Raw genomic sequence first — 26,358 nt, 5'->3', positions numbered from 1 at the left:
AACGAGCAATACGGAAAAGGGGGGGGTAATCGGGACGCGACCCCAAATGTTGAACAGCCCAGGCTAGGCCAAGCCGTCGATTTCGGTCATATGGGGCATAAAAAAACGGCGTGACCGTTGAGGGCACGCCGTTTCGATTGTGAGAATGCCCGAGTGTTGCGACTCGAGTGGTTGAGGAAATCAGATTTCCCAGCCTTTACGGTACTCGCGTTGCACGAACTCGTTGACGGCGGGGACGTTGGCACTGGTCAGTGTCTTTGCATCCCACTCGATGCGTTGTCCTTCGCCTGCACGCAACGCCAAGTTGCCGACCAGGATGGTTTCGGTCAGGCGGCCTGCGTAGCCGAAGTTGGACATGGTGCCCGGCTCGTACTCGCCTTTGACGGTGCTGACGAATTCCCACTTTTGGCGTTGGTCGCCCGAAAGTTTGGCGGGGATCCGAGGCAGCGTTTGCTCGGGTTCTTTGTAGTCGACGAACTTGTCTTCGGGCAACAAGTAGAACTTGGCACCGTAATCATCGGGCGAGAACACCATGCCCTTGCTGCCGACGACCAACGCGCCGCTTTGTTTGTTCTGCGAGGTGCCTTTGAGTTGCTCCTCCAGAGCTTGACGCTGACGGCGGGGCAACTGGCTGATGAGTTCGCTGCTGGGCAATTCGCCTCCGTCGTACCAGTAGAACTTGCAGGCGCACAAGCCTTCGCGTTCGGGGAACTCGAACAACAGGGCGCTGCTGGCCGGATACGTTTCGCCTTCGAAGATGCCGGGGTTCTTGACGGCGGTGACGGCGACCGGGTCCCACAGTTTCAACGCCATGACGGGCATGTTGGTTGTGTGGCACGCCATGTCACCGAGAGCTCCCGTTCCGAAGTCGGCCCAACCGCGCCAATTGAATGCGTGGTACTCACCCTTTTTGAAGGGACGCATCGGGGCGGGGCCGATCCATGCATCCCAGTTCAAATCTTCTGGTACCGGATCGCTGCCTGCGGGGCGTCCCTTACCTTGTGGCCAAATGGGACGGTTGGACCAAACGTGAACTTCGGCGACATCACCGATCGCACCGCTCTGGATGACTTCGACAGCCGTTCGCAATCCGTCTTCGCTGGTTCCTTGGTTGCCCATCTGAGTGATGACGCCCATCTCCTCAGCCGTTTCACGCATCATCCGTGCTTCACGGATCGACCACGTCAGTGGTTTTTGACAGTAGATGTGTTTCTTCATCCGCATCGCGCGAATGGCTGCTGCGGCGTGGTTATGGTCAGGCGTGCTGACGGTGACGATGTCGACTTTCTCACCGATCTTGTCGAGCATCTCGCGGAAATCATTGAACTGCTCAGCCGAAGTGAACTCGCGACCTTTCTTTTGCAATGAGCCGCCGTCGACGTCACAGAGTCCGACGATGTTCACGCCTTGTTCTGCGATGTGGCTGGTATCGCTGCCACCCTTGCCGCCGACACCGATGCATGCAGCGCTGAGGCCTTGCAATGCCGACTCTTGAGCCTTCAATACCGGGCTGGTTCCCGCCCAATAGCCGACACCGGCAACGCCCAACGCGGCGGTTTGGCCGATGAAACGACGACGAGTAGATTTATTTGCCATGAACGTTGATTCCTCTAGCAGTAAGGTAAGTGGGGGGTGATCGCCGCAGCAACGGTTTCAGGCAAAGGGATTTCTTAGCATGAATGGTCTAAACGGAACCGTTTGCTCAGAAACGATAGACGGTCAGCCGGCGACGATTGGAGTGGTAGGTTGGGAACAAGTCCCCGTCGCCCATTAACATAGCAAAGTCGGCTTCATTAAACAACGTTTTGGGGTGCCTAACCCGGCATACGCCGTGTTCTCTGCCAACGGGAATCCAGCGGAGGGACAAGCAAAATGGTGGAGTTGACAAGGAAATCGTCGAAACAGGGTGCCGATTCGCCTGATGGGCCGGTGCCGGGAAAAAGTCCTTTCGTTGCCAGCTTCGGCATGGACGTTACACTTAAACCTTGACACACGGGCCCCCATTCCGGCCCATTGTCGCCTCGACTCCCGCATTTTCCCCCGTTCCTTTCGCACCTGAGATTCCATGCTCGCCCGTTTCTTGCCGTCACTATTGGTCGTTTGTTCCGTCTGTTTCATTACCTTGATGGGCGGTTGCAAACAAAAATCTCCTGCTCCGACGCAACCAGCAGATCAAGTCGAAAACTCGAAGCCGGGCGATTCAGCGGCAGTGGCAAACGCACCCGCTGCCAAACCGGCGGCGGATGACCCCGACGCGATCGCGGCACTGGAAGAAGCCGGAATCATGTTGACCAAGGACAGCAATGGGACCGTGGTCGGTGTCGTCGTGGCCGGCGACGGTGATAAATCGGACGCGTACCAACACTTCGCGGGCATCCCAAATGTCACGGAAGCTCGCTTCTCGGGCCCGAGTGTCGACGACAAAGGCCTGGAAGCGATCACGACGTGGACGAAACTCAAGAAACTTGATTTTTCGGACTCCGCGATCACCAATGCTGCGATGGATCACGTCGCCAAGTTGACCGGGTTGCAAGTCCTGATGCTTCGTCGCTCCGCTATCACCCGAGAAGGGTTGGAGAAGCTGGCGCCACTGAAAAAGCTTCGCATGATCGATTTGCGAAACACCAACGTCGGCGACGAAGCGATGCCGGCGCTGGCCAAGTTGACTTCGTTGGTCGACGTGCAATTGGAAAAATCAAAGATCACCGACGAAGGCGTGGCGCATTTGAGCAATTTGCCCCTGACCTCTTTCAATGCCAACAAATGCACTTCGTTGACCAACAAGACGCTGGAAGTGCTCGGCAGCATTCCCACGCTGAAACAATTTCAACTTGACGATGCGGGGATCAGCGACGAAGGCATGAAGGCTCTCAAGGGGCTCAAGAATCTGGAACGCGTCCGCATCCGTGCGACCGACATCACCGGTGAGGGCATCGCCAATCTGGCGGGTATGCCCAAGCTGTCGCGTTTGGAGCTTCGTGAGACTTCGCTGGACGACGCCGGATTGGCAGTCATCGCAGCCCTGCCGAGTTTGAGCTATCTCGACATGGCGGAGTGCCGCTTGGTCAGCGCCGAGGCCTTCAAGAAACTCAAAGACTCCACCAGCCTGACTTACCTCGGGTTCTGGGAAACCAAACTGAACGACGAAGCACTCAATGAGTTGGGTGCCCTGGTCAACTTGACAGAGTTAGACCTCAAAGCCACCGCGGTGACGGATGAATCCATCGATACGTTGATGAAGTTCACCAAGCTGCAAACGCTCAATGTCGCCAGCACGCAATTGACCGACGAGAGCTTCTTGAAACTGGCCAGCTTGCCCGAACTGAAACTCATCAACGTTGCCAACACATCGATCGGTAACGACGTGCTGGACGAAATGTTCGATAAATACGAGAACTTGACCGTCAAAGAGTTTGAGAACTGAGGTCTCAAAACCTGCTCCCACGCTGACGGGATTCAGCGTGGGCTGTCGACCGGCATCTGATAGTGGGCGATTGTGATGACACCGAGCTGGTGGGAGAGGGTGTGAGGGGGAATTTTCAGTTTTAGAAGTCGTCGATTTCTATCCGGCGATGGCCATGGTTGGCTTGCTGTCTTGCTCCGCGGTGACAAACACTTCATCCGTGATCTGGCCGTCTTGCATTCGCAAGCACACATCGGCACCTTTGGCGATCGCGTCGTCGTGCGTGATCATCAGGATCGTCAATCCGTCGTCGCGATTGAGTTCCATCAATAGGCTCAGGATTTCGTGGCCGGTTTCGGTATCCAGGTTGCCTGTCGGTTCATCGGCGAGCAGCATTCCAGGATCGGTCATCAAGGCCCGCGCGATCGCGGCGCGTTGCATTTCACCGCCGCTCATTTCACTCGGTTTGTGTTTGGCTCGGTGCAACAGACCGACGCGATCCAACATGGCTTCGGCTCGTCGCCGCAGTTCTTTGCGGGTCGACAAATAGCCCCAGAAACTGCGGCTGATCATCATCGGCGCCAGCACGTTTTCCAGAGCGCTGAGTTCAGGCAGCAAGTGGTAGAACTGAAAGATGATCCCGATGTCACGATTGCGGTACGCATCACGATGTGATCGAGACGCATTGTCGATGCGAAAATCTCGAAAGAAGATCTCGCCCGTGTCGGGGCGATCCAAGGTTGCCAACAAGTGCATCAGGGTGCTCTTGCCACTGCCCGAGCGGCCCACCAAAGCGGTGACCAGTCCGTCGGCGACATCCAAGTCGATGCCTCGCAGGACGGGGACTTCGATACGGTCCTTGTGGTAACTCTTGGTCAGACCGCGAGCTTTGAGAACAATGTGATCGTGCATCAAGACATACCGTTGTTCGGGGTCAGTTGAGCCAAAAAGGGGTCAGGACTCTTTTGCAGCCATCACCGAAAAAGAGTCCTGACCCCTTTTTCGGCGAGTTGGGTTATTCGAAACGTAATGCGCGGACGGGGTGCATGCGGGCGGCTCTCAGAGCGGGCAAGACGCTAGCCATTGCGGCGATCGCGACGGCACCGCACATCACCCAGACCAGGGTGAAGGGGTCGATGATGGTGGGGATTTCGGTGAAGTAGTAGACCGTCGGATCAAAGACCTCTTGGCCGGTGATCTTTTCGATCACCGATGCGACTTTGTTGATGTACTTGACGAAAACGACGCCACCGATCAGCCCCGCTCCGCTGCCAACGCATCCCAACAAAAGTCCGTAGCTGAGGAAGATGCTCATCACGCCACGGCCCGATGCGCCGAGCGCCTTGAGTGTGCCGATGTCGCGAGTCTTTTCGACCACGATCATGAAGAACGTCGCGAGGATGCCGAAACCGGCGACCGCGATGATCAAGAACAACAGGATGTTCAAAATTGTGGTCTCCAAACGAACGGCAGAAAGCAGTGGCCCCTGCAAGTCTCGCCAGGTTTGAATGTTGTAGGCGTACAGTTCGGCGGGGAAGCGGAGTCGCAAGGCGTCGCGGACGGCGTTCAAGTCCGACTCGGGTTTGAGTTTCAGTTGAATCGTCGTGACGCTGCGGACGCCCGTCATTGGGTCGATCATGCCACGGTACTCTTGCAGTTTATCCAGCGGCACGAACGCGAACGTGCTGTCGTATTCGCTCATGCCCGATTCGTACAAATCGACCACGGTGAATTTCTGGTCCATCACCTTGGGGTTCTGGGCAGCGTTGGGAAACATCATGCGGACATCGTCGCCGGGACGACTGTAGTAGTGATCCACGACATTGCCGTCGGCATCACGGTACCGCGTGCTGCAGGTGCTGATTCCCAAAATGATTCCCGGCAGTTGGTCTTTTTCGGGATCAAAGATTTGTTGCTCCGCCTCCATGTCCATGCCCGGAAATCCGCCGGGCATCGCCGGTGAGAAACTCGGCCCCGCTGTGATGTCTGCGGTCATCTCACCATCAAGTGTTTCCGGCGGTGCCATCGGCACACTGGGCGTCATTAGTTTCTGCAGCCGCTCGTTTTCCGCCTGATTCTCCTTCTGGCGTTTCGTCCAAAGCCGACGATGTTCCCAGCCGGATTGCGCCAGCTCGGGACGATCGGGAGCGTAACCGTTTTCATGAAGCTCAAAAGAGACGTTCTCTTTGTTCTCCGGATGCAGCAGATACTTGCCAAAATCGCTGACGGTGTCGTAGGTGACCGGGTCGAGCCCGATCAGGTTGACGTGCCGATTGATGCGTTGACCGTTGTATTCCAAGCCCAACATGGCCGGCACGCTGACGCTGACCGAGGCGCCTTCGATGTCATTTCCGCAGACACGGCGAATCTCTGCCAAGTGTGCGTCTGGATCCGGCATGCCTTGGCTGCTGTGGCATTCGATCATGATGTCCGACGCCAAGCCGTGGAGGCGTTCGTGCATTTCGACACTGAAACCGGACATCACAGCGTTGACGACGATCAATGTCGCCACACCGAGCGTGACACTGATGATCGACGCTAGCGCGATATAACGTGTCTTGAGGTAGCGGAAGCAGAGCAACCAGCGGTACATGGCCAATCCTTTGGCATCGTTTCGAAATTTTGGTCGTCGACTAAGTGAGCCGCACGGCGCTGGCCGCGGGCCCAATGGTGATTACGCATTTCTTCGAGGCCCGTGGCTAGCGCCATCGGCTCACAAGAACTCGTTAACACACTCAATCAACAGCTCGCTAGAGCGCCTTGCCGCTCACGACGGCAGGAAAACCGACAGTCTGCGGGAGTGTAGGAAAGCGGCGGCACGCGTGTAAACCGAAATCGGGCACAATGTGGACAGGGAGTGCCAATTGGTGCCCCGAAAGAATAGGCTGAGGTCGTCGATTCCAGCCCAAGCCACGAGTCCTGCCCATTCTGAAGCGTCGCCTCGTGGCGGGCTTCAAAGAAGTCGATTCGTCCGTCATACTCCTGGGCTTTTCCTGACACTCGCCCCCCCCATTGGTCCGAGCCGGCATGTTTGAAGATAAAATCGCCTACGATGGTGTCACTTTCGATGACGTTTTGCTGGAACCACGCTACAGCGAAGTCGTCCCGTCCGACGTAGATGTTAGCAGCAGGTTGACCAAGCGAATTCGCTTGCAAATCCCCTTGATCTCCTCGCCCATGGACACGGTGACCGAAGCCGAGATGGCGATCGGGCTGGCCAAAGAAGGCGGCTTGGGGATCATTCACAAGAACCTGTCGGTCAAAGAACAGACCGTTGAGGTGTTGAAAGTCAAGCGATCGGCCAACGGTATCATTGTCAATCCGGTCACTCTGCCCCCCCAGGAAAAGGTCAGCCGGGCTGCCGAGCTGATGGACCAAGCCAACGTTTCGGGGATCCCGATCGTTCACGCCGACCGAACCCTCGCCGGGATCCTGACTCGACGCGACCTGCGATTCCTAGAAGACCCAGACCTCCCAGTCTCCGAAGTCATGACTCGTGAGAATCTGGTGACTGCAGTGGGGACTGTAACGCTTGAGGAAGCTGAGAAGATTTTAACGGGAAAAAGGGTCGAGAAACTTTTGCTAATTGACGAAGAAAGGAAACTGACGGGACTGATTACGATTCGCGACATCGACATGATGAAGCGTTTCCCGCTTGCTTGCAAAGATCCATTGGGTCGCCTTCGGGTCGGAGCGGCAATCGGAGTGGGTGATTTTGAACGTGCAGAAAGCTTGATCCGCCAGGGCGTTGATTTGCTGGTGGTGGATTCGGCGCACGGTCACAGTCGCAACGTGATCGAGACCGTCAAGGAGATCAAGACGCAGAGAAGTTGGGACATCGACGTCATCGCGGGCAACATCGCGACGGCGGAGGGAGCCGAGGCACTGATAGCGGCCGGAGCGGATGCGATCAAAGTGGGCATTGGCCCGGGATCGATTTGCACGACACGCGTGATCAGTGGCGTCGGCGTGCCCCAGGTCTCGGCGATCTTGAACGCAGCCCGAGCTGCGGCAAAGACGAACACACCCGTGATCGCTGACGGCGGCATTCGCTTCAGCGGTGACATCACCAAAGCAATCGTTGCGGGGGCCGACACCGTGATGATCGGCAGCCTGTTTGCCGGTCTGACGGAGAGCCCCGGCAAAGTGATCCTGTACCAAGGTCGTACGTTTAAGACGTACCGCGGGATGGGATCGATGGGAGCGATGGTGAAAGGCAGCAGTGACCGGTACCGGCAAAAAGGCGTCATGGAGGGCAAGCTTGTCCCCGAGGGCGTCGAAGGCCGAGTGCCGTACAAAGGACCACTCAACGATTACGTGTATCAGTTGGTGGGTGGGCTGCGATCGGGAATGGGATACGTGGGAACGAATACGATTGAGGAGCTGAGGCGTGATGCAAGATTCATCCGCGTTTCAGCAGCGACGGTGAGGGAAAACCATCCACATGACATCGCGATCACACAAGAAGCACCGAACTACAGCCCCGACGGATCGTTGGGCGACCCGAACTGATCGCCCCCGTGACGCGTCGCGCCGCTGGTTGCGACGCGCACTGGGAATGCTGTGCAGCGTGAATGTGCTGCTCGCAGCCACCCTGTCTCACAACGTAGCTGCTCAAGACGCGAGCCAGAATGCTTTCCAGCAACGCTCGCGTGTCTCTCAAGGCCAACCCACCGCGACGCTCGGGCAACCTGCCCCCACCGCGACCCAGGCCTCGACCCCAATCAACACCACGCCGCAAGGCTGGAACTTGCGTTGGCGGAAAAGCAGTCGGGTGACGCCGGCTCCGATTCATGTCCCGACCGACGATGTGTTCGCCGACAACAAGTTCGCCGACAATAAATTCGACAATAAATTCGACAACAACGTGCGACCGGCCTCGTCATCGACGCAGCAACCGACTCGTCCCACAACCCAACAGGTCGCGCAACAACGGGTTGCTCAGCCTTCGATTCGCCAAAGCGGATGGCAACAAGATGGCAACGGTTCCGCTGCTCCGATTCGTCGCGTCGATCACACGACGGGCACTGCGTCAAAAGGCACGCAGTCGCCTGCCGACGCGTTCTTTAGCAACCCCTTCATGGACGATGCGTCAAAGCAACTGACGCAGAATCCGACCGACGACGTGTTCAATGCGTTGCCGCAACCACCCGCCAATGCGCCGTCCGCAAAAGCACCGACTGGTGATGCACCGGCCAATCCGTATCGTGGTGGCGACACAGGGATGCAGCTGCCCGGGTTTGGCGGCGAAACGCTCGAGCTGCCACCGCCGCCTGCGGCAGTGGACACCGGCGAAACCATGTTGCCGCCAGCAGCGGCTGAGCCAAACAATGCTGCTCAGCCAAACAATGCGGCAAATGCGGCTGATGAGACGACCATGCGAGACTTGTTCCAAAGCGAACCGCCACCGGTTGATGACGCTCCGACACCCGACTCCATTCAGACCTTGCCGCCCGCGGAGCCCGAGCCCGCGGAGCCCGAGCCCGCGGAGTCCGAGCCCGCGGATGCAACCGATCCTCGGGCAATTGATGCAGGAAAGGCCAACGGGCAAGATTCTCCTTCGGACCTTCCTCCATTTCAAAACCCATTTTCTGATCGCGACCAAGCTGATCGTGATCGGCTGCGTCAGCAAGCTGAAAACGGTCAAGGCGGAGCGGCAGGAGATGTTCGCCGTCCCGGTGGGATTCGTCCCGAGGAGTTGTCTTGTGACGAGTTTCGCGATCGAATAGCCAGTGAGACGATCGACAAGCTGACCTTGGACATCAGCCCACCATTCCGACCGGACATCTTTGACCCCAAGAAGTACGCAGAAGAACGCGAGTTGTTTGACAAAAGCCAAACCGCTCGACAGTGGTTTGCGATCGACGGAACTCCACTGGGCACCGGACGTCTGATCGACTTGGCATACGAAGAAGCCATCATCGAGACAGAGTACGGCGCTCGCGAAACGTTGCCGCTGTATAAACTCAGCGAAGGCGACGTGGCTTACTTGACCGAGAATTGGGGACTGCCACGTGAATGCTTGGTCCAACAAGTGGCCTATACACCGCGGACTTGGACCCCGATGACGATGACTTGGAAAGCGTCCAACATCTGTCACAAGCCGAAGTACTTTGAGGAAGTCAACTTGGAGCGTTACGGGCACACCGCCGGACCGATTTTGCAGCCCGTGGTTTCCTCCGCGCACTTCTTTGCCAACATCGCCGTGCTGCCTTACAAGATGGGCGTGCATGCACCCAACGAGTGCCAGTACGCACTGGGGTACTATCGACCGGGCAACTGTGCTCCGTGGATCATCCCACCGGTGCCGATCAGCGCCCGCGGAGCCATCGCTCAAGGTGCGTTCATGACCGGCGCGTTCTGGCTGATTCCCTGATCACCATCCCGGCGACGGAACGATGCAAACACTGGAACTACGTGGCTTGAATCTGAACGCGATCTCATCACTTGCCCAAGCGATGACTCGCACGATTCCTGCGGGAGTCACGTTCGGTTTGGTGGGTACGCTCGGCGCCGGCAAGACGACACTGGTTCAACAGATCGCCGCGGCGACCGGCGTGGATGCAGGCGACGTAACGAGCCCGACGTTCACGCTGCTCAATAGCTACGACGCGTCCATCGCTTCGGGACCGATCACGCTGCACCACATGGACGTCTATCGCATCGCAGACGAAGACGAGTTCTTGGAGTTGGGTGTCGAAGAGTTGATGGACGATCCCCAAGCGTGGACGCTGATCGAATGGGCCGATCGCGTCGAATCGATGATGCCCCGTCAAACCATCTGGATTCACATCGACTTTGATGCCGACTCGGCAAGTGGCAACGCCGACGATCTTAGGTCTCTACGTTTTGCGTCGGCGTCTGTGCGGTTCGACGAAACGTTTCAGAAGTTGCAACGTCAGTATCTACGACTCGTGGATGAACGGGATCAATCGGCCGAATGATCGATCCGAACATCCCTGCTTTCATCGCCACGCGATTGAGAGAGTTCCATGCGGTCGACGAGACACAGTGTGCGACTCCGGGGATGAGCGGTGCGTCTGTCTATTGTTGTCTTTCAAAAGCAGAGCCAGTATTCGCCTTGAGAGCGTGGCCCGTAACGACGTTGGCCCGACGGGTTGCCGAAGTCCATCGTGTGGTCTCACGGGTGAGAGACAACGGATGCAAGCTTGTTCCGCGTTACGTTCCGATCGACGGCAGCGGAGCGACGTTCTGGGCCGACTCGCGAAACAGGATTTGGGAGCTGGCCCAGTGGATGCCCGGACGACCTTTGAAGCCCGATGCAACGATCGGAGAGATCGGTGTGGGAGGCAACGCGATCGGACGTTTTCATGTCGCAGCCGCGTCGATCGGTCAAACTTTGCAGCCCTGTCTGGCCGTCCGATCACGACTGAAGCGTCTTGAAGAACTGAACACGCTCTTGCGTGGCGACATGACTCGTACGATTCCTCAGTCGCTCCCCGGTCGCGTGCCCAGCGAGTTGGTTCCGCCGCTGGAACAAGCGACCCACTGGCTGGGGCTGAACGGGATGCGAGCGGCTGACGAAACCCGAAACGAGCTGAAATGCTATCAAGACCTTGCCGTATCCACGCAATATGTGCTGCGGGATGTGCATCGTGAGCATGTTTTATTTGATTTCGGGACGGATCATTTGGGGGTTCGGGCGACGGCGATCTTGGATTTTGATGCCATTCGGGTTGATACACCGGCGTCGGATCTGAGCCGCTGGGTCACCAGCTTTCCCCAATGGCCGTGTCAAAGCGACGAAATCTGGAGGGCGACCCTGGCGGGCTATGTGGATCAAACGTCATTCTCTGATGCCCAGGTCGCCCAGATGGCTGCCCCCGAGTTTCGGGAGCTGGTTTTTGCGTTGGCTAAATCCAGCATCTTTATCAGCCTGGCAAACTGGGTGGTTTGGCTCCTGGTAGAATCACGTACGTTTCCGGTGCCACAGCAGGTCGCCAAACGCATTGGCGAGTTGCTGGATCAGCTCACCACCCGTCCCCGCGACGGCTTTGCCTGACGATGCGTGAACATTGACGCTCGTTTTGCCCGACAAGTAGAATTCGGCAAGTCGATTCCTTGACATAGAAAGCCATGACAACACCAAAACGACTCCTCGTCTCCTTGCTCACCGTCGCCTTCGCAATGGTGATGCCCGGGATCTCCATTGCCCAGGACGATTTCAGCGGCAACGTCTTTCCCAGCGTCACCCTGGGAGGATTCGGCGACAATGGCGGCGAGCCGGCCTCATGGTCGGCCAAGTACTACGCTGCCGAGGGCAAAGGACAGTTGGTCGTCGAGGCGACGCTGAACAAACCTTGGCATGTGTACTCCGTCACGCAAGATCCTGCGGGGCCATCGCCGACGGTGTTGTCCATCAGTGGGCCGGACACGGTGAAGCTGACCGGAAAGTTCGTCGCGGATTCGGAACCGGACAAGAGCGTGTCGGACATCTACAAAGATGTGACGATCGAAGAGCATAGCGGCACGGTGGCTTGGACGGCGCCGATCGAATTGCCGACCGATTTCCAAAGTGATATCGCGGTCACGGTTGCGGCGTTGGCGTGCAAGACCGGAACCTGCGTCCCGATCGACGTGACACTTTCGGCAAACTTCGCCGGTAAGCCTCCCGCCGCAGATACACCCGCGCCCGTCTCGGCGTCCTTGACGGACAAGCCGCAATCTACCGGCTCGATGCCCGGCATGTTGCCAAGTTCGGGCTTCTTGCCCGGCGCCGGCCTGACTCCAGGCGGCGACTCCTCGGCCGATCTGCTGCGAGCGTGGCAAGATCAAGTCGGTGGCGGTCCCTCAGCGGATGCGGACCCGGCGATCGCCGATCTGCCGGCGTTCCGTAATGAGGACTATCAGGTCGAGTGGAAAGCATGGACGTCAGCGTCTATTGCTGCCGGTGAAACCGGATTTCTGCGGTTCATGGCCACCCCTGATGAGACTTTCCACGTTTACGCCGCCGCGATCGATGATGCCAAATCCGCAACGAACTTCGTCGTCACCGAAAAGAGTGGCTTGCGTGTGATGCGGCCTGAGCCCGATCAAGAAGTCATCACCAACAAGCCCAAGTTGCCACCGGGCGTTCCGGATATCGGATTGCCCGCTGTGAGTATTCACGAAGGCACCGTGACCTGGACCCTGCCGATTCAGGTGCCCGCCGGTCACGCGACAGGTGAGTTTCCCGTCACCGGGATGATCGCCTACCAAGCCTGCAACGAGGGTTCCTGCATGGTCCCCGAGGCGTTGAAGTTCGCGGCCACGATCACGGTGGGCGACGCCACCGATGCGACTCCCCAAGCCGTGCAGTTGACGGCGGCCGATTCCGACGCAGCGATGGAACTGGCCGGTGCGACGAAATGGGTGGATCAGTCCGTCCCGCCGACAGACGCCACGACGCCGACCGATCAGACACCAGACTCGATGCCGTCGGGTCCGTCCTCTCCTGATTCGACGACGCCCGACACCACCGCGCAGGCTTCCGTGGACAACCAAGATAGAGAGCCGAAGGTCGCCATCGCGGACGCTCCGCGGACCACGCTCGTTGACGACGGCAACGACGCCGGCACTCAGTCGATGGGCTTGCAGGCTTCCATCAACGCCTTCGTCAACCGCTTCGGACTGCCCGCCATGTTGGCCTTTGCATTCGTCGGCGGCTTGATCTTGAACCTGATGCCATGCGTGTTGCCCGTGGTGGGGCTGAAAGTCATGAGCTTTGTTTCGCAAGCCGGTGAGGATCGCAAGCGAGTGCTGCTGCTCAACTTGGCGTACGTCGGCGGTATTCTGCTGATCTTTGCGTTGTTGACCGTTCTGGCTGTGTTCCTCTCATTTTCCTGGGGCGAACAATTCACCTACTGGCCGGTCCGACTGGGGCTGACGCTGGGCATCTTTGCACTAGCGCTGAGTTACCTCGGTGTATGGGAGATCCCCGCGCCTGGAATGGCTGCCGGCAAAACTTCTCAGGAACTGCAGAGCCGAGAAGGTCTGACGGGGGCGTTTTTCAAGGGCGCATTCACCACCGTGATGGCGACCCCGTGTAGCGGTCCCTTGTTGGGGATCGTCCTTGGATTCACCACCACGCTCTCCCCGATGGCCACCATGCTGGTGATGATGACCGTCGGGCTGGGGATGGCGTCGCCGTACGTCGTGCTGGGCATCTTCCCCAGCCTGATCCGTTTCCTGCCCAAACCGGGCGACTGGATGGTGACGCTGAAAGAATTCCTGGCGTTCCTGTTCCTGGCCACCGTGGCTTACTTTTTTAATCAGTTCAGTGACGGTGAAAAGCTCCCCGTGTTCGTCGCCTTGATCGGCGTCTGGTTCGGTTGCTGGATCATCGGCAAAGTCCCCGCGTGGGAAACCATCAACAAGCGTTTGCTCGCCTGGGGAAGCGGGATTGCGTCGGCCATCCTGATTGGGATTCTCTCGTTCTCCTATCTGGCAACCAAGCCGCCGATCGTTGTAGCAGGTGCCACCGGAAATGCCATTCAATATGTCGCCGGTGAACACATCCAGTGGGAACCCTTCAATCCCGCTCGCTTGGAGCAGCTGCAAGCCGAAGGCAAGACGGTGATGCTGGACTTCACCGCCAAATGGTGCGTCAATTGCATTTTCAACTCACGAACCGCGATCGACACCGAGACCACTTTGCAGCGGATCAAAGAACTCGATGCGATCCCGATGCTGGCCGATTGGACAGATCGTGACAAGACGATCAAGAACAAGCTGGACGAGTTGAACAGCAAGTCGATTCCGCTGCTGGCGATCTATCCCGGTGCCACGCCCGACAAGCCAATCATCCTGCGTGACATCGTCACCCAGAAAGGCGTCCTGAACGCATTGGAAGCTGCCGGCCCGAGCGTCGATAAAGTCGCAGTGCGCAAGTAGTGTCCGTGACGTGGGGCAGGTTTGTAACCTGCCTCTCTCCATCGGCAGGTTGCAAATCTGCCCCACGTTAAAAATCGACGACGGCTCTAGTATTTGTAGGTCATGCTCTGCATGACGAAATACGGGCAAGACGTTGCGAAGGGCACGCTATCGATATGGAAAATCGAGCGACTGTTGTTCGACTCTCCGAGTCGAAAGGGACGAGAAAATGGGACGGACGAGAAAATGGGACGGAGGTAGTTTTGGGGACGCTTGGCTGCCGAAAGCCGGGCTGTAAAAGGTTGCAGCTGGCGGCATTCACGGTCGACGCAAGATGGATTCTTTGCTTCCGCCGGGCTTGCCCCGGTTCGGAGCAACAACTGGCAGCTACCCTCAACACAAACGCATTCACTTCCCCACCGCCCGCGAATCGCCTTTGGCGATTCGCGGGCGGTGGGGAAATCAAAGGGGTCAGGCCTCTTTGTTTTTGGTTCTTCGCAGGTTACGCTGTGTCAAACGTCCCTTTTCGGAGAACCTTTCCATGCCCCGACCACCACGTGCCGATGAAGCGGGCGGTTTGTATCACGCGCTGAATCGCGGCAACTTGCGAGCGACGATTTTTCACAAAGATGCCGACTACGCTGCTTTCGAGTGGATCCTGCATGAAGCGTTGCAAATTCACCAAATCGAGTTGTATTCCTTCCAGTTGATGCCCAACCACTACCATCTGGTTCTGCGACCGTTGGTCGATGGGGAGATGAGTCGATTCATGGCGTGGGTCGGAGGAACGCACACGATGCGGTATCATTCGCACTACCACACCGGCGGCACGGGACATGTTTATCAACAACGATACAAGAGCTTTCCGATCCAAGACGATGAGCATTTTTTCGTGGTTTGCCGGTACGTCGAACGCAACGCGTTGCGAGCGGGTTTGGTCGAGCGAGCGGAGGACTGGCGTTGGGGATCGCTATGGCACTGGCTGCACGCTCCGGATCCGAACCTGCTTTCGCGCTGGCCGAAATCGCGGCTTCCCCGTTGGACCGAGCGAGTCAATCAATGCCTCAGCGACGAAGAATTGGCCGCGTGCCGCCTGTCGGCCCAACGTGGCAAGCCGCTGGGCGATGAGGGTTGGGTTGAACGCATTGCCCGCCGTCTTCATCTGGAATCGACCATGCGACCGAAGGGCCGAAAGCGGGTCCGGTTCCCGGAAAATCCCAACAAAGAGGCCTGACCCCTTAGATGATGACAATCTGCTAACTGAAGACGGCACGTCGCTCTCCGCTGACCCCACCACTGAAACCTGGAGCGTGAAGTCTGAAACCTCGTTCTTAGCCGATCACCACAACCACACCGGCTACACCCAAACGATCCGTGAGACGACGTACGACGACCAAGGCAACGTAGTCAAAACGATCGACTACACGTTCGGTCAAGATGAAATCACTCAGCGAGTCGTCGACACAAATGACCAAGGACAAGTGACTAATGACCAACTCCACGTCTTCGGTCACGACGGCCACGGCAGCGTCCGCGTCCTCTACGATACCGCAGCCACCATTGCACAAGTCTTCACCTTCGCCGCCTATGGCGAAATGATCGCGCTGCACAATGCAGTCGCTCAATCGATCGCCGTCACCAATCGGCTCTCATCGCTCGGCTACAGCGGAGAACACTTCGACGCCAAAGCATCACAGCAGTATTTAAGAGCAAGGTTCTACAACCCGACCAACGGCAGATTCAATCGACTAGACCCCTACACGGGCAATATGCAGGATCCGCAGAGTTTGCACAAATACGCCTACGTGCATGGGGATCCGATTGGCAACTTAGATCCTACCGGAAAGTTCAGCATAGGCGGGCGTCTAGCTGTTGGCGCTATCGCAGGTGCAATCGCCGGCGCTGCGTTCGCAGTTTCGGCAGGTGGGAATCCAAACACGATAGCTGTCGCCGCTGGAATTGGTGCTGCGATCGGAGTCGTTGCAGTGCTGAACCCCTTCTTGGCCTTTCAAGTCTTCGGCCAAATTCTGATCGACCTCTACGCATCTCTCCCGGAAACAGTTGCAAAGCAAGTGATAAGGGCCGTACCTCAAGGTATAGCAGACGAAGGTAGGCTATACATGGAATTTGCCTACGTGACTTACCAAGATGATCCGCGAGATTTCCGAGGAAATGTTCCGTTGAACAACTGGTTTTTTCGAGAGGAAATTACTCATGAAGATGCACCAAATTACAAACTGCGAGTCTATGAGAACAATGCAACGGGAGAAGTGGTCGCTGCCCAGGGCGATTGCGCCACACTGGGTAATTTGCGAAGATGAGCGAAGATTCGTGTTTGGGTCGCTGAGATGCAGTGGCTGGGCGAATCGACTCGCTCAGGATTGGCTTGATGGAACGCTCTGCTTCACTGATTGAAAAACTTAATACCGTTTCCGATCCACGACCGGGCGAGCCGATTTATCCGCTTGTCAATATTCTCTTTATGACGATCTGTGCGGTGATCGCTGGTGCGGATGATTTCGTTGCGATCGCTAAGTTTGCCAACACAAAGAAAGAATGGTTCTCCAAGTTCCTGGATATGACCGCAGGAGTTCCATCGCACGATCGTTTCAACGCCATCCTCAATGCGGTCAAACCTGAAGAGTTTGAACCGATGCTGCTCGAATGGATCACTCAGCTTCACAAGATCACCGATGGCCAAGTCATTGCGATCGACGGCAAGACTCTTCGCAGAAGCTACGACACTGCGACCGGCAAAGCTGCCATCCACATGGTCAGTGCATGGGCGACGGCTAACCACATCAGCCTTGGACAAACGGTGGTCGATGCGAAGAGCAACGAGATCACAGCGATTCCTAAATTGCTGGAAATCATCGACGTTTCCGGAGGTTTGGTAACGATTGATGCAATGGGCTGCCAAACAGAGATCGCTGCAAAGATCGTTGACGAAGGTGCGGACTATTGCTTGGCAGTGAAAGGGAACCAACCGACACTTCACGAGGGAATCAAGGCCTTCTTCTTGGATCATCTTGAGGATGACTTTGCCCGAATCGAGGTGTTTGAACATCACACGAAGGAGACCGATCACGGACGTGTGGATGAGCGTAGCTACTACTTGTGCAAGGTTCCCAGCGATCTTCCAGACGCCAGTCGTTGGAAAAATCTCAGTGCCATCGGTATGTCGATCAACAACACGGAACGTCGAAAGGGCGACGAGATCGCAGTGCGTTATTACATACTCAGCAAAACACTTGAAGGAGAATCGTTTGCCTGTGCTGTGCGTAACCACTGGGGCATCGAGAACAGCTGTCATTGGCAGTTGGACGTGACGTTTGGCGAAGACCAATGTCGCATTCGCAAAGGTCATGGTGACGAGAACTTCAGCACGCTTAGACGGACGGCCTTAAGCTTGCTCAAGCAAGAGAAAACTGCGAAGTGTGGAGTCAAGAACAGGCGGCTCACCGCCGGGTGGGACGATGACTACATGGAAAAGGTCGTTTTCAGTCGGTAAATCGCCGTGCAATCGCCCTGGGTCGCTGCCTACGCTGGAACGAATGATTTCCCAGATTTAATCACGGACATTTTCCAGGGAGTATTTGGCGGAGGGACGGACTATAAGCACGCGATTGCCGACGGTGAAAAAATCGTGAATCAATTTGGTGCGAACAACGTTCGATTTGTCGGGCACTCATTGGGTGGTGGGCTCGCAGTCGCAGCTGCTGCTGTGCACAATACCAAAGCGACGACCTACAACGCGGCAGGTGTAAACCGATTGACACTGGCACCATACAACGCAACGCTTGCCGGTATCGACCAGCGAGTCAATGCATTTAGAGTCCAAGATGAATTCCTGTCGACATTCCAGGATTCAGGATCGATCGTCGGTTACGTCATGCCTGACAGCAATGGTACGTCTTACTACCTACCCGGAGAGGGAAATACGTTCATTCGCCATACGAGTGACGTGTTATTCGACGGACTAAATCAGATTTGACCAGCTTTCGTATTCCGTCCTTTTTATCCAAGAACATGTGCCATGAGCATGAGAAACAAATTTGTCTTGCTTCCCGTAATCTTGTTGGCAACTGTTGGATGTAGCTACAACAATGGCATGAACAGCAGTTTCTCTAACAGCATTTGGAAGTCGATTAGCGAAGGGGACGTGAGTGCCATTGAAGAATTCGGCGAGGGAGGGGGAAACTTAAGGCTTCAAAAGCCGATTTCAAAGGAATCGCTCTTACAGTACGCATTCAAGTGTAAGCAGAAAGAGTCGTTTAAGAAGCTGCTGGAGATCAACGCGGCAGTGGACGTTTTCGACAAAAATGGACTTGCGATAGTTCACAATGCGTCTGGTGCTCCTGATTCTTGGTGGCTGAGTCAACTTGTCAAAGGCGATATCGATGTCAACTTAAAGAGCAAGGGAGGCGGATCGGCTTTGGGAACACCGCTTCACTTTGCAATTATAAATGAAAGACTGGATTGCCTTGAGATACTATTGAAGTCTGGCGCCGACCCAGATTTACCATCTGATTCAATTGGGCAAACGCCACTTAGGGAAGCAAGTTTCAACGCAAACGGGGATCAAGTTGTGTGCCTTCTTGATCACAAAGCCTCGCCGACCGCCAAGCACGACACTGCCGATTTTCTGGATTCACTTAGTCGAAGAAGTTACTCGGATATTGAAGGTGAGCCGAAGCCAGATCGAATGATACAAAAGCTCGCAGAAATGGGCTATGGAGAAGAGTACTTCAAAGATTCTGGATGGGGAAACAGGCCATATTCGGATCGACTAAAAGTAGAATAGCTGCAACGGACATAGGCGGCTTCGGACGATAAAGCACCTGCACGTAAGTTTTATGCATGAATCATAAATCATAGTGGATCAAAGTTGACTTATAGTTTTTTGCCGATCTCTGCTAAGACTGCTCCGAGTTCATCCCACAGACTCTGCGCGGATTTATAAGCTTGCAATGGTAGCCATTGATGCGTGATCTTCTTCCAGACAATCTCGATTAGATTCAGCTCTGGCGAGTATGGAGGAAGAAAGTATATGTTACCGGCCTTTTTGATGTCGCATTTTTGGCCGAATTGAGACTGGGTGGATTTTTGGTTCTCTTGAGGGGTGCGTGGCCGAATTGTTGCGAAGATTGGAGAGACTTCTCGACGGCGTTTTCTCAATCGATTCTCTTGGGATGTTCTTGGCCGAATTGAGATCGGATGGTTTTATTGACCAGAAGTGACTCATTGTTCACGGTCTCTTTCTGCGATCGCTGGGGCCGGATCGACTCGACAGCGCATGAAAAATGCGACCGTCCTGATGGAACGGTCGCATTGCGATCTGCTTGTTTCCGATGATACCGGCACGATGCGGTGGCAACAGGTTTAGCTCACGAAGATTGCGATGAGGCCTGCTGCGACGGGGCGGGTTGGCCGAGGTCGCTTCGGTATTGCTCCAGCCAACCTTCCAGGATTTTCACCGCCGGCAAGAAGTCGTGCCCGTAGTGCATCATCAAGTCGATGTTGTTGGTGTTCTCCCCGCAACAGAAGCAATGTGCCATGTTGTTTTTCGGATTCACCGTCGCACGTACTTCGCCGCAACGGGGACACTGAAAACGAAAGTATCCGTCCGCTTGGACGAGAAAATGGGACGGGGGTAGTTACGGGGACGCTTGGCTGTCGAAAGCCGGGCTGCAAAAGGTTGCGGCTGGCGGCATTCACGGTCGACGCAAGATGGATTCTTTGCTTCCGACGGGCTTGCCCCGGTTCGGAGCAACAACTGGCAGCTACCCGGTAACACAATCGCATTCACTTCCCCACCGCCCGCGAATCGCCCAAGGCGATTCGCGGGCGGTGGGGAAATTTTGTTGGCCTGGGCAAGTAGCCGTCAGTTGTTTCCTCCGCCGAGACAAGCTCGACGGAAGGAGCTTCGAATCAGAGAAAGTAGGATCTGATCATGGGTGGATGTTGGAAATGGGAGGAGTGAAGTTGGTAGTTGGCTTTTCGTGCTCGAAGTCGCTTGGGATGGATGCGTGTTGGGTGAAGCAACGTTTCAGCGCTCAGCCCCCTCATCCCCAGCCCTTCTCCCCCAGAAAAGCTGGGGGAGAAGGGTGGACGAGTGGTGCGGATTGTGGTTCGGGGCCCACGGCTAGGCGCGGATGATTCATCAGCCGGCACGCGATAGCGTCCGGTTCCCGATGACAGGCGTGAGAACCGGACGCTATCGCGTGGCGGCTGATATGCGCAGACTGTCTTCGTGCCAATCCACGCCTAGCGTCTGAGGCCACGAGGCATCGAGGTGCGGATTGTGGTTCGGGGCCCACGGCTAGCGCCTGAGGCTCACGAGGTTTCTTTCCGGCGCATCATGCCGTTGGCCACGGCGTCCAGCAGGCGGGCCTTACCGATCCGGCGGCCACCTTCGTAGACGATCACGTCGCCATCGCGATGACATTCGTGACGCAGCACGATCTTTCGGCCACGCAGGTCGATCAAGAACTGATCGCGGACTCGGCGAAAGAAGCGTTCGATCTTTCCCTTGGCCGCCGCGTCTCGAACCGCCGTGTGTCGCAAGATGCATCCCACCCGGGCACAGATCAACGTGATCTCCTGGCAACAGTAGATCGATCCGTTGTCGACGAGCAACTGCTGGGGAAGTCCGCGTTTGTAAAACGCACTGCGGATAGCGCGGACCATCGAGTCGACGTTTTCCTCGAAGAAGAATTCGCCGTGACAGAGCACGCGGCTGGCATCATCGATGAAAGCGATCAGATCGATGGTCGCACCGTTGATGTGAAGCGTGCTTTTGGCCGGTCGCTGACCAATACCAGAGAGATGCGACGTCGCGACTTAGAAGAAGCTTTGTGTATGGGTTTGGTAGGCCGCGATCAGGTTGAGCGTCGACGCTTTGAAGGCTTCTTTGAGATGGGCGATGGTTGCCAGGGCAGCAAGCCGGTCGCCGCAGGCAGTGGCTTGCCTTGGCGGCGGACAAATCGCTGCCAGTGCGGTTCGAATCGCCGACTGGGCCTTAAGAAATCGTTTCCAGACTCGAGAGGTGGCCGAGTCGCCCATGGGGAGCTGTTGAGTTTTTGAAACGCTTGGATCTACAATATCGATTTGGAAAATCGAGCGACTGTCCGAACGGAATTCTGGCGAATCCCACTACCGCCTCAGCGGGCCACCGTTCCGTTGAGCTGGTCCAATTGCTGCTCGAGCATGATGTTGCTCTTGTAGAGACGAGTCAGCGTTTCACGGGCTTGACGCAGATCCTCGACGAGGGCGTCGTGATAGTCGCCGATCGCTTTGGCTTCCACGCGTGTTTGAGTCAGGTCCTGTTCCAACATGACCTTTTCCGTTTGCCCCAGTTCCAGCATCTTGCCGTTCGCGTTGTCAGCAGCCTGCAGGACCTCTTGCTCGTACTCCAGTTCCTGACGACGAATCGCCAACTCGCTGATTCGTACACGCAGACGACGCAGAACAAAACGGTAATCGTTTAGTCTCCGCAAATAGTAGTTGTCCAACAGACGGGCGACGCCTTCGACGTCGACGAGTTGCTTGGCGGTTTCCTCGGAAACGACCAAGATATCACCGACAGCGAATCGGACCATGCCGTCATCGTCTCTTTGCAAACGACTGTCAACCGAACGTCCGTTGTTGTCAAAGAAGCCTCCGTCCAACGCGCCTCGCTGCTCCGGGCTGTCGACATCAATCTGGTGTTTCTTGATGAATTCGATCTTGACCCAGTTGTTTTCGGTCTTACTCGATTTGCCCTTCTTGCCATCGTTCAGGTAGGCCTGAAGCGTATCCGGTCGAGCGTTTCGCAGCAGTGCGTTGACGAGTGCTTCGTCCACGCGGCCCAAAATGTTGTCGTCGGTGGGCTTGCTCGCATCGACGATGAATGGATCGTGACCATCCAAGGGCAACATTTCATACAACGACCACGAGACGGCTTGTCCACCCGTGATCGCGGCGACTTGGGTTTGTTCCAGTGCACTGGTCGGTGTCAGCGTGACCGAGTTGGGGTCGCTCGCGGTGACCTTGAACTCACCCAAGTACTTCACCGGTATCGGACGATCCACATTGGGGAATGGGCCTTCGGCGAATCCATAAACGATCAGCCCAACGGGAACCATGGGACCGGCAGCCGGATCAGCAGCAGCGGGAGCCGCTGGATCAGCTGCAGCTGCCAGCGCGGGATCAACCGGCTGTTGAAGAACCGGCTTGGTCAAGGAAACCGTGTTGGCATCGCCACTGCGCATACGCAGGTTTCGCCATCTCCGTCCTGCCTCGATACCGATCTTGCTCAACTCAAGCGTTAGATCGCTCAATCCGACGGCGGCTGTCGGATCGCTCAGATCGCCATATCTGATCAGGTGCGTCTCCTGCTCAGCTTTCTCCAATCGCTCCTCCAACTCTTCCTTGATCTTGTGCCACGCCTGACGTGACTTCAGGACGTTCGCCGTGGGGAACAGAAAGACGATCGAAAGGATCATCGTGATCACGGCTGCGGTGATGTGGTACCAACGCCAATTCTGAGCGGCTTTCCAAACAGCCACGCAGAAGCCGATGAAGAGAACGATCAGCAGACCGAGTATGACAAACTTCATGATCGCTCGAGGTTACGACGCGCGCTGGAAAGGGATGCGTCCGATGCCGGCGTCAATGAGAATGGCTGCAAAGAGCCAGTCACGGACGAAATGAATGCAGTAGACGAGACGAAACGTTTCACTGGATAGTAAGTTGGGTGGTTTGGACCGTCAAGCATTTCTGTGCAATCGGCACACTCTGCACGCATCTTTGATCTTGGCAGCACCCCCCCGTGTGGCCTTGTTGACCTAGTCCGTCGAACCTTTTTCGCCCGACCGAATAAGCCGCACATCCGGCAAAACAGGTCTGAACGGCCCTCTTTCGGCGGCTGCCATCGTTGTTATCGGTGAAGTTGGCACCGGATCATCACCGAACGGAGAAAACAGCGTCCCAACGCGTTCGCATTATCGCGATTGTGAGCTTGCTATCAAATCCCTCGGTTTGGCGGATCAAAGTGAAGACAACGTTGCACTACGCATTTTGGCCCTTGGTCCTCGGTATCGCTCTTTTCAGCCTCAGTGGGTGTCACCGTCAGCATTACCGGTTGCAGGCCGACCAGGAGGCTCACCTGCTGATCGAGGAAAAGGGCAACCACATCGCACGTTCACCCAATACGGCGTTGCGGATCGACATTGATCAGCGAAGCCGGATGTTCAATCCGTTCGACTTGGATTTTCAGCCGATGCCGGTGGACGATCCTGCTTCCCACCGATACATGCAATGCGTGGACGGCCGTCGAGGCTATCCGATGTGGGAAGCCGCCGGCGTCACCAACGCGGTGGAGAATCCCGGATGGTGGGAGCATCTGCCGCTCAATGACGAGGGGATCTTGGTCCTGGACGCCGATACGGCGGTCCAACTGGCGCTGCTGCACTCGCCCGATTACCAGCGTCAATTGGAGCAGTTGTACTTGGCCGCATTGGACGTCAGTAGCGAACGATTCCAGTTCGATACACAGTTCTTTGGCGGGCTTGGTGCCTCGGGAACCGTACGCGGCAACGGTGATTCAAGCGTTTCCCTGGGTAACAACAATCTCAGGATGCAACGTTTCTTTGGAACCGGGGCGGATCTCGTCGTCGGATTGGCAAACCAAATCACTTGGCAACTCAGTGGTCCCAACACGCAGAGCGCGACCACGATACTTGACTTTTCGCTGATCCAACCATTGCTGCGAGGCGCCGGACGCGATCGAGTGATGGAACGTCTGACGCTTTCTGAACGCCGGCTGCTGGCCAATGTTCGTGCATTCGAACGTTATCGTCGGAGCTTTTATCTGAACATCACCATTGGCCGTGGCATTGAGAGCACGGTCCAGCGTAGCGGTGGCGTGTTCGGAGTGGGACTCGGAGGATTCACGGGACTCGGTGGCGGATTCGCAGGTCTGGGCGGCGGCGGTGGCGGCGGCGGTGGTGGATTCGGCACCGGCGGCGGCGTGCCCGACGCGGGCGGATTCCTGGGTCTGCAACAGGATCAACTGCAAATTCGCAACCTGGAAGAAAACATCGCTCGACTGAGTGAAAACTTGCTGGTCCTGGAGAGCACTCTCATCGAGTTGCTCACCACGATCCCCGAGGATCCTGAGGCGATCGTTCGTCAGCGATTGCAAGTTGCCCAGGCGAGATCGGCTCTGTTGGGTCAGCAGAACGCTTTGGTCGCTCGTCAAACCGGTTTCCAAGCGTCACTGGATGCCTTTCTCGGGGACCTCGGACTGCCGCCGTACTTGTGTGTCGAAATCGATGACCCGATGCTCAATCGCTTTGAGTTGATCGATCGTGAACTTCGAACTCGTCGCGAAGAGCTGATTCGCGTGCGAACCGAGGTGGGTGCCTACAATGTCAGGTTGTTGGAGGAAGGTGAGGCGATCATCGATCCAGACACCGGACTCCCCGAATCGACTTTGAAATGGAATGAGAATGTAGCTCAAGCCGTTGGCGACCTGCAGAAGACCATCAACCCGCTGCGGGAATTCTTGACCAAGCTGACCGAAGTCGACGCGCCTAAAATCGACTCGGATATCGAGAAGCTCAGCGAATCGATCCCCGAACGCAAGGCTCGCAACAAGAGACTGCGGAAACTGTATGCACTCGAAAAAGAAAACAAGTGCACGTTGTTGAATCTGACCGAGGTGGACGAGTCAGTGTTCGACATCAGCGAACTTGACGAACTACAACCAGAGTTGCGAGCCGACTTCGATGCGCTTCTGAAACGACTCGAGCAACATACCGAGCGACTGGCAGAACTACGTGAGAACCTGGAAACCTTTGCCAAAGAAGGCGCCGGGGATGCAACAGAGGCAGATACCGCCAAAGCCGTCAGAGAGAAACTGGTTCTCGCCTCCCAAGATCTGCTGTCGGATTTGGCCGACGATGTCTTGGCAATGCAGTTGATCCAAGCACGCGCTCGGACCGAAAGTGTTGTCTTGCCAGAAGTCGATCTTGTTCCCCATGCTGCCTTTGAGATTGCACGCACCCACCGACGCGATTGGGCCAACGCCCGAGCCTCACTGGTGGACGCGTGGCGTCTGATTGAATTCAACGCGGACAATTTGGAGAGTTCACTCGACCTCACCTTTGACGGAGGCATCTCGAACGACGGCAACAACCCGTTCGCACTGCGTGGAGATACCGCTTCGCTGCGTGTCGGGCTGCAGTGGGATGCTCCCATCACACGACTGCAGGAACGTAACACCTACCGTCAGTCGCTGATTGAGTTCGAACAGGCAAGACGAAGCTACTATGCTTTCGAGGACGGAATTTGGCGACTCGTTCGAGGCCAGATCCGCCAACTGCAGTCCAACCAGTTGACGTTTGAGTTGCAACGCGAAAGCGTCCGGATTGCCGCAATGCAGATCGAACTCAACGAAGACATTCGGATCTTGAGAGACGCCCGGGGGCTCAACAGTGGTCCAACGGCTGCTCGGGACACGATCTCGGCCTTCAACGACTTGCTCACTGCTCAGAACGCATTGCTGAACGTTTACGTCAACTATGAAGTGATCCGGCGTGGTCTGGACTTTGACTTGGGCACCATGCAACTGACTCCAGAAGGCATGTGGATCGACCCAGGTCCGATTTCCGCAGAGATGCTGATCGGGTTGCCAGGAACAACCGACGCTTCAGCGATGCTGGAGGGCGAATGCACGAACTGTGGTATCCGCTTGAGAACGCCTCCGCAGGAGCCGTCCTACATGCCCATGTCCATGATCGACGAACAAGAGGTCATCATCGCGCCGGCACCGACCCTGGGTGACTTGATCGACTCAGAGGCACCTCTGGAGACAACCCAACAGATGTGAACACGTGAGATGTGAACGCGACAGAACGTGATCACAGGGACAAAGAAGAGGATCTCATCAAAAAAGAATCCAGTCGGGGGCGTCCCTGAGCCCGGCTGGATCTGAGTCGCCTGAACGTTCAGCTCAGGCACATGTCGTTTCACTTGTCATGGGAGCATCCAGCTCTGCACGCACAAGCATCTGTTCGACGCGATCCATCAAGCGTTTC

20 protein-coding genes are annotated in these 26,358 nt (G+C 56.4%); 13 read left to right on the top strand and 7 right to left on the bottom strand.

Annotated elements, in window-relative coordinates; all coding sequences use genetic code 11:
- Window positions 1-180: 180 nt before the first annotated feature.
- Entirely contained in the window at window positions 181-1,596 is a 1,416-nt protein-coding gene (locus tag Pla52nx_RS04210) for a Gfo/Idh/MocA family protein (protein ID WP_146520080.1), read from the bottom strand.
- A gap of 469 nt (window positions 1,597-2,065) precedes the next feature.
- Between Pla52nx_RS04210 and Pla52nx_RS04205 the strand changes: the two genes are divergently transcribed.
- Entirely contained in the window at window positions 2,066-3,424 is a 1,359-nt protein-coding gene (locus Pla52nx_RS04205) for a leucine-rich repeat domain-containing protein (protein ID WP_231741977.1), read from the top strand.
- Between the two features lie 138 nt (window positions 3,425-3,562).
- Here Pla52nx_RS04205 and Pla52nx_RS04200 read toward each other — a convergent pair whose 3' ends face one another.
- Both Pla52nx_RS04200 and Pla52nx_RS04195 read right to left on the bottom strand, forming a co-directional pair.
- A complete protein-coding gene (locus tag Pla52nx_RS04200; RefSeq protein WP_146520081.1) occupies window positions 3,563-4,315 on the bottom strand; it encodes an ABC transporter ATP-binding protein in 753 nt (250 codons plus the stop codon).
- A gap of 103 nt (window positions 4,316-4,418) precedes the next feature.
- Window positions 4,419-5,996, bottom strand: a complete 1,578-nt coding sequence (locus tag Pla52nx_RS04195) for an ABC transporter permease (RefSeq protein ID WP_146520082.1) — start codon at window positions 5,994-5,996, stop codon at window positions 4,419-4,421.
- A 434-nt stretch (window positions 5,997-6,430) separates the two neighbouring features.
- On the opposite strand from Pla52nx_RS04195, the gene guaB reads away from it, so the two are divergent.
- From guaB to Pla52nx_RS04145, 10 genes are all read left to right on the top strand, one after another.
- A complete protein-coding gene (gene guaB / locus Pla52nx_RS04190) occupies window positions 6,431-7,915 on the top strand; it encodes an IMP dehydrogenase (RefSeq protein WP_146520083.1) in 1,485 nt (494 codons plus the stop codon).
- A 58-nt stretch (window positions 7,916-7,973) separates the two neighbouring features.
- Entirely contained in the window at window positions 7,974-9,779 is a 1,806-nt protein-coding gene (locus Pla52nx_RS04185) for a hypothetical protein (RefSeq protein ID WP_197454584.1), read from the top strand.
- A 22-nt stretch (window positions 9,780-9,801) separates the two neighbouring features.
- Window positions 9,802-10,347 carry a tRNA (adenosine(37)-N6)-threonylcarbamoyltransferase complex ATPase subunit type 1 TsaE gene (gene tsaE / locus Pla52nx_RS04180; RefSeq protein ID WP_146520084.1) on the top strand — a complete coding sequence of 182 codons (546 nt, stop codon included), beginning with the start codon at window positions 9,802-9,804 and terminating at the stop codon, window positions 10,345-10,347.
- Entirely contained in the window at window positions 10,344-11,426 is a 1,083-nt protein-coding gene (locus Pla52nx_RS04175; RefSeq protein ID WP_146520085.1) for a phosphotransferase, read from the top strand. Before tsaE ends, Pla52nx_RS04175 begins: the two co-directional genes overlap by 4 nt.
- A 74-nt stretch (window positions 11,427-11,500) precedes the next feature.
- A complete protein-coding gene (locus Pla52nx_RS04170) occupies window positions 11,501-14,296 on the top strand; it encodes a thioredoxin family protein (RefSeq protein WP_146520086.1) in 2,796 nt (931 codons plus the stop codon).
- 520 nt (window positions 14,297-14,816) lie between these two features.
- On the top strand, window positions 14,817-15,509 hold the full coding sequence (locus Pla52nx_RS04165) for a transposase (protein ID WP_342190332.1): 693 nt from the start codon (window positions 14,817-14,819) through the stop codon (window positions 15,507-15,509).
- A 76-nt stretch (window positions 15,510-15,585) separates the two neighbouring features.
- Window positions 15,586-16,596 (top strand): RHS repeat-associated core domain-containing protein, encoded by a 1,011-nt coding sequence (locus Pla52nx_RS04160; protein WP_197455185.1) that lies wholly within the window; start codon window positions 15,586-15,588, stop codon window positions 16,594-16,596.
- 68 nt (window positions 16,597-16,664) lie between these two features.
- Window positions 16,665-17,786, top strand: a complete 1,122-nt coding sequence (locus Pla52nx_RS04155) for an ISAs1 family transposase (protein ID WP_342190214.1) — start codon at window positions 16,665-16,667, stop codon at window positions 17,784-17,786.
- Between the two features lie 6 nt (window positions 17,787-17,792).
- Window positions 17,793-18,269, top strand: coding sequence for a hypothetical protein (locus Pla52nx_RS04150; RefSeq protein WP_146518412.1), 477 nt, complete (start codon window positions 17,793-17,795; stop codon window positions 18,267-18,269).
- Between the two features lie 42 nt (window positions 18,270-18,311).
- Window positions 18,312-19,079: an ankyrin repeat domain-containing protein gene (locus Pla52nx_RS04145; RefSeq protein ID WP_146518411.1), complete on the top strand. Its 768-nt coding sequence runs from the start codon at window positions 18,312-18,314 to the stop codon at window positions 19,077-19,079.
- 89 nt (window positions 19,080-19,168) lie between these two features.
- Here the strand turns inward: Pla52nx_RS04145 and Pla52nx_RS32865 are convergent, their stop codons facing one another.
- The 3 genes from Pla52nx_RS32865 to Pla52nx_RS04135 all read right to left on the bottom strand — a co-directional run bounded on the left by Pla52nx_RS32865 (window position 19,169) and on the right by Pla52nx_RS04135 (window position 21,010).
- Window positions 19,169-19,453, bottom strand: a complete 285-nt coding sequence (locus tag Pla52nx_RS32865) for a transposase (RefSeq protein WP_197454279.1) — start codon at window positions 19,451-19,453, stop codon at window positions 19,169-19,171.
- A 209-nt stretch (window positions 19,454-19,662) separates the two neighbouring features.
- On the bottom strand, window positions 19,663-19,833 hold the full coding sequence (locus Pla52nx_RS04140) for a hypothetical protein (RefSeq protein ID WP_197454278.1): 171 nt from the start codon (window positions 19,831-19,833) through the stop codon (window positions 19,663-19,665).
- A 778-nt stretch (window positions 19,834-20,611) separates the two neighbouring features.
- A complete protein-coding gene (locus tag Pla52nx_RS04135; protein ID WP_197454276.1) occupies window positions 20,612-21,010 on the bottom strand; it encodes a DDE-type integrase/transposase/recombinase in 399 nt (132 codons plus the stop codon).
- Here Pla52nx_RS04135 and Pla52nx_RS04130 point away from each other — a divergent pair.
- On the top strand, window positions 20,999-21,361 hold the full coding sequence (locus tag Pla52nx_RS04130; protein WP_146518409.1) for a hypothetical protein: 363 nt from the start codon (window positions 20,999-21,001) through the stop codon (window positions 21,359-21,361). The two genes, Pla52nx_RS04135 and Pla52nx_RS04130, sit on opposite strands and share 12 nt — an antisense overlap.
- Window positions 21,362-21,438: 77 nt before the next feature.
- On the opposite strand, the gene Pla52nx_RS04125 is transcribed toward Pla52nx_RS04130, so the two are convergent.
- Window positions 21,439-22,875, bottom strand: a complete 1,437-nt coding sequence (locus tag Pla52nx_RS04125; protein ID WP_146518408.1) for a hypothetical protein — start codon at window positions 22,873-22,875, stop codon at window positions 21,439-21,441.
- Window positions 22,876-23,321: 446 nt separating this feature from the next.
- Between Pla52nx_RS04125 and Pla52nx_RS04120 the strand changes: the two genes are divergently transcribed.
- Window positions 23,322-26,150 carry a hypothetical protein gene (locus tag Pla52nx_RS04120; RefSeq protein WP_146518407.1) on the top strand — a complete coding sequence of 943 codons (2,829 nt, stop codon included), beginning with the start codon at window positions 23,322-23,324 and terminating at the stop codon, window positions 26,148-26,150.
- Window positions 26,151-26,358 lie beyond the last annotated feature (208 nt).

This window comes from Stieleria varia (assembly GCF_038443385.1).
Taxonomy (GTDB): domain Bacteria; phylum Planctomycetota; class Planctomycetia; order Pirellulales; family Pirellulaceae; genus Stieleria; species Stieleria varia.
The sequence above is the reverse complement of the archived record's forward strand: the minus strand, read 5'-3'. Positions and strand labels throughout refer to the sequence as shown.

Bases quoted from the DNA above. Each gene is read 5' to 3' on its own strand.
- Pla52nx_RS04210 (WP_146520080.1), bottom strand. From the start codon at position 1,596: ATGGCAAATAAATCTACTCGTCGTCGTTTCATCGGCCAAACCGCCGCG.
- Pla52nx_RS04205 (WP_231741977.1), top strand. From the start codon at position 2,066: ATGCTCGCCCGTTTCTTGCCGTCACTATTGGTCGTTTGTTCCGTCTGT.
- Pla52nx_RS04200 (WP_146520081.1), bottom strand. From the start codon at position 4,315: ATGCACGATCACATTGTTCTCAAAGCTCGCGGTCTGACCAAGAGTTAC.
- Pla52nx_RS04195 (WP_146520082.1), bottom strand. From the start codon at position 5,996: ATGTACCGCTGGTTGCTCTGCTTCCGCTACCTCAAGACACGTTATATC.
- guaB (WP_146520083.1), top strand. From the start codon at position 6,431: ATGTTTGAAGATAAAATCGCCTACGATGGTGTCACTTTCGATGACGTT.
- tsaE (WP_146520084.1), top strand. From the start codon at position 9,802: ATGCAAACACTGGAACTACGTGGCTTGAATCTGAACGCGATCTCATCA.
- Pla52nx_RS04175 (WP_146520085.1), top strand. From the start codon at position 10,344: ATGATCGATCCGAACATCCCTGCTTTCATCGCCACGCGATTGAGAGAG.
- Pla52nx_RS04170 (WP_146520086.1), top strand. From the start codon at position 11,501: ATGACAACACCAAAACGACTCCTCGTCTCCTTGCTCACCGTCGCCTTC.
- Pla52nx_RS04165 (WP_342190332.1), top strand. From the start codon at position 14,817: ATGCCCCGACCACCACGTGCCGATGAAGCGGGCGGTTTGTATCACGCG.
- Pla52nx_RS04155 (WP_342190214.1), top strand. From the start codon at position 16,665: ATGGAACGCTCTGCTTCACTGATTGAAAAACTTAATACCGTTTCCGAT.
- Pla52nx_RS04145 (WP_146518411.1), top strand. From the start codon at position 18,312: ATGAGCATGAGAAACAAATTTGTCTTGCTTCCCGTAATCTTGTTGGCA.
- Pla52nx_RS04140 (WP_197454278.1), bottom strand. From the start codon at position 19,833: ATGGCACATTGCTTCTGTTGCGGGGAGAACACCAACAACATCGACTTG.
- Pla52nx_RS04125 (WP_146518408.1), bottom strand. From the start codon at position 22,875: ATGAAGTTTGTCATACTCGGTCTGCTGATCGTTCTCTTCATCGGCTTC.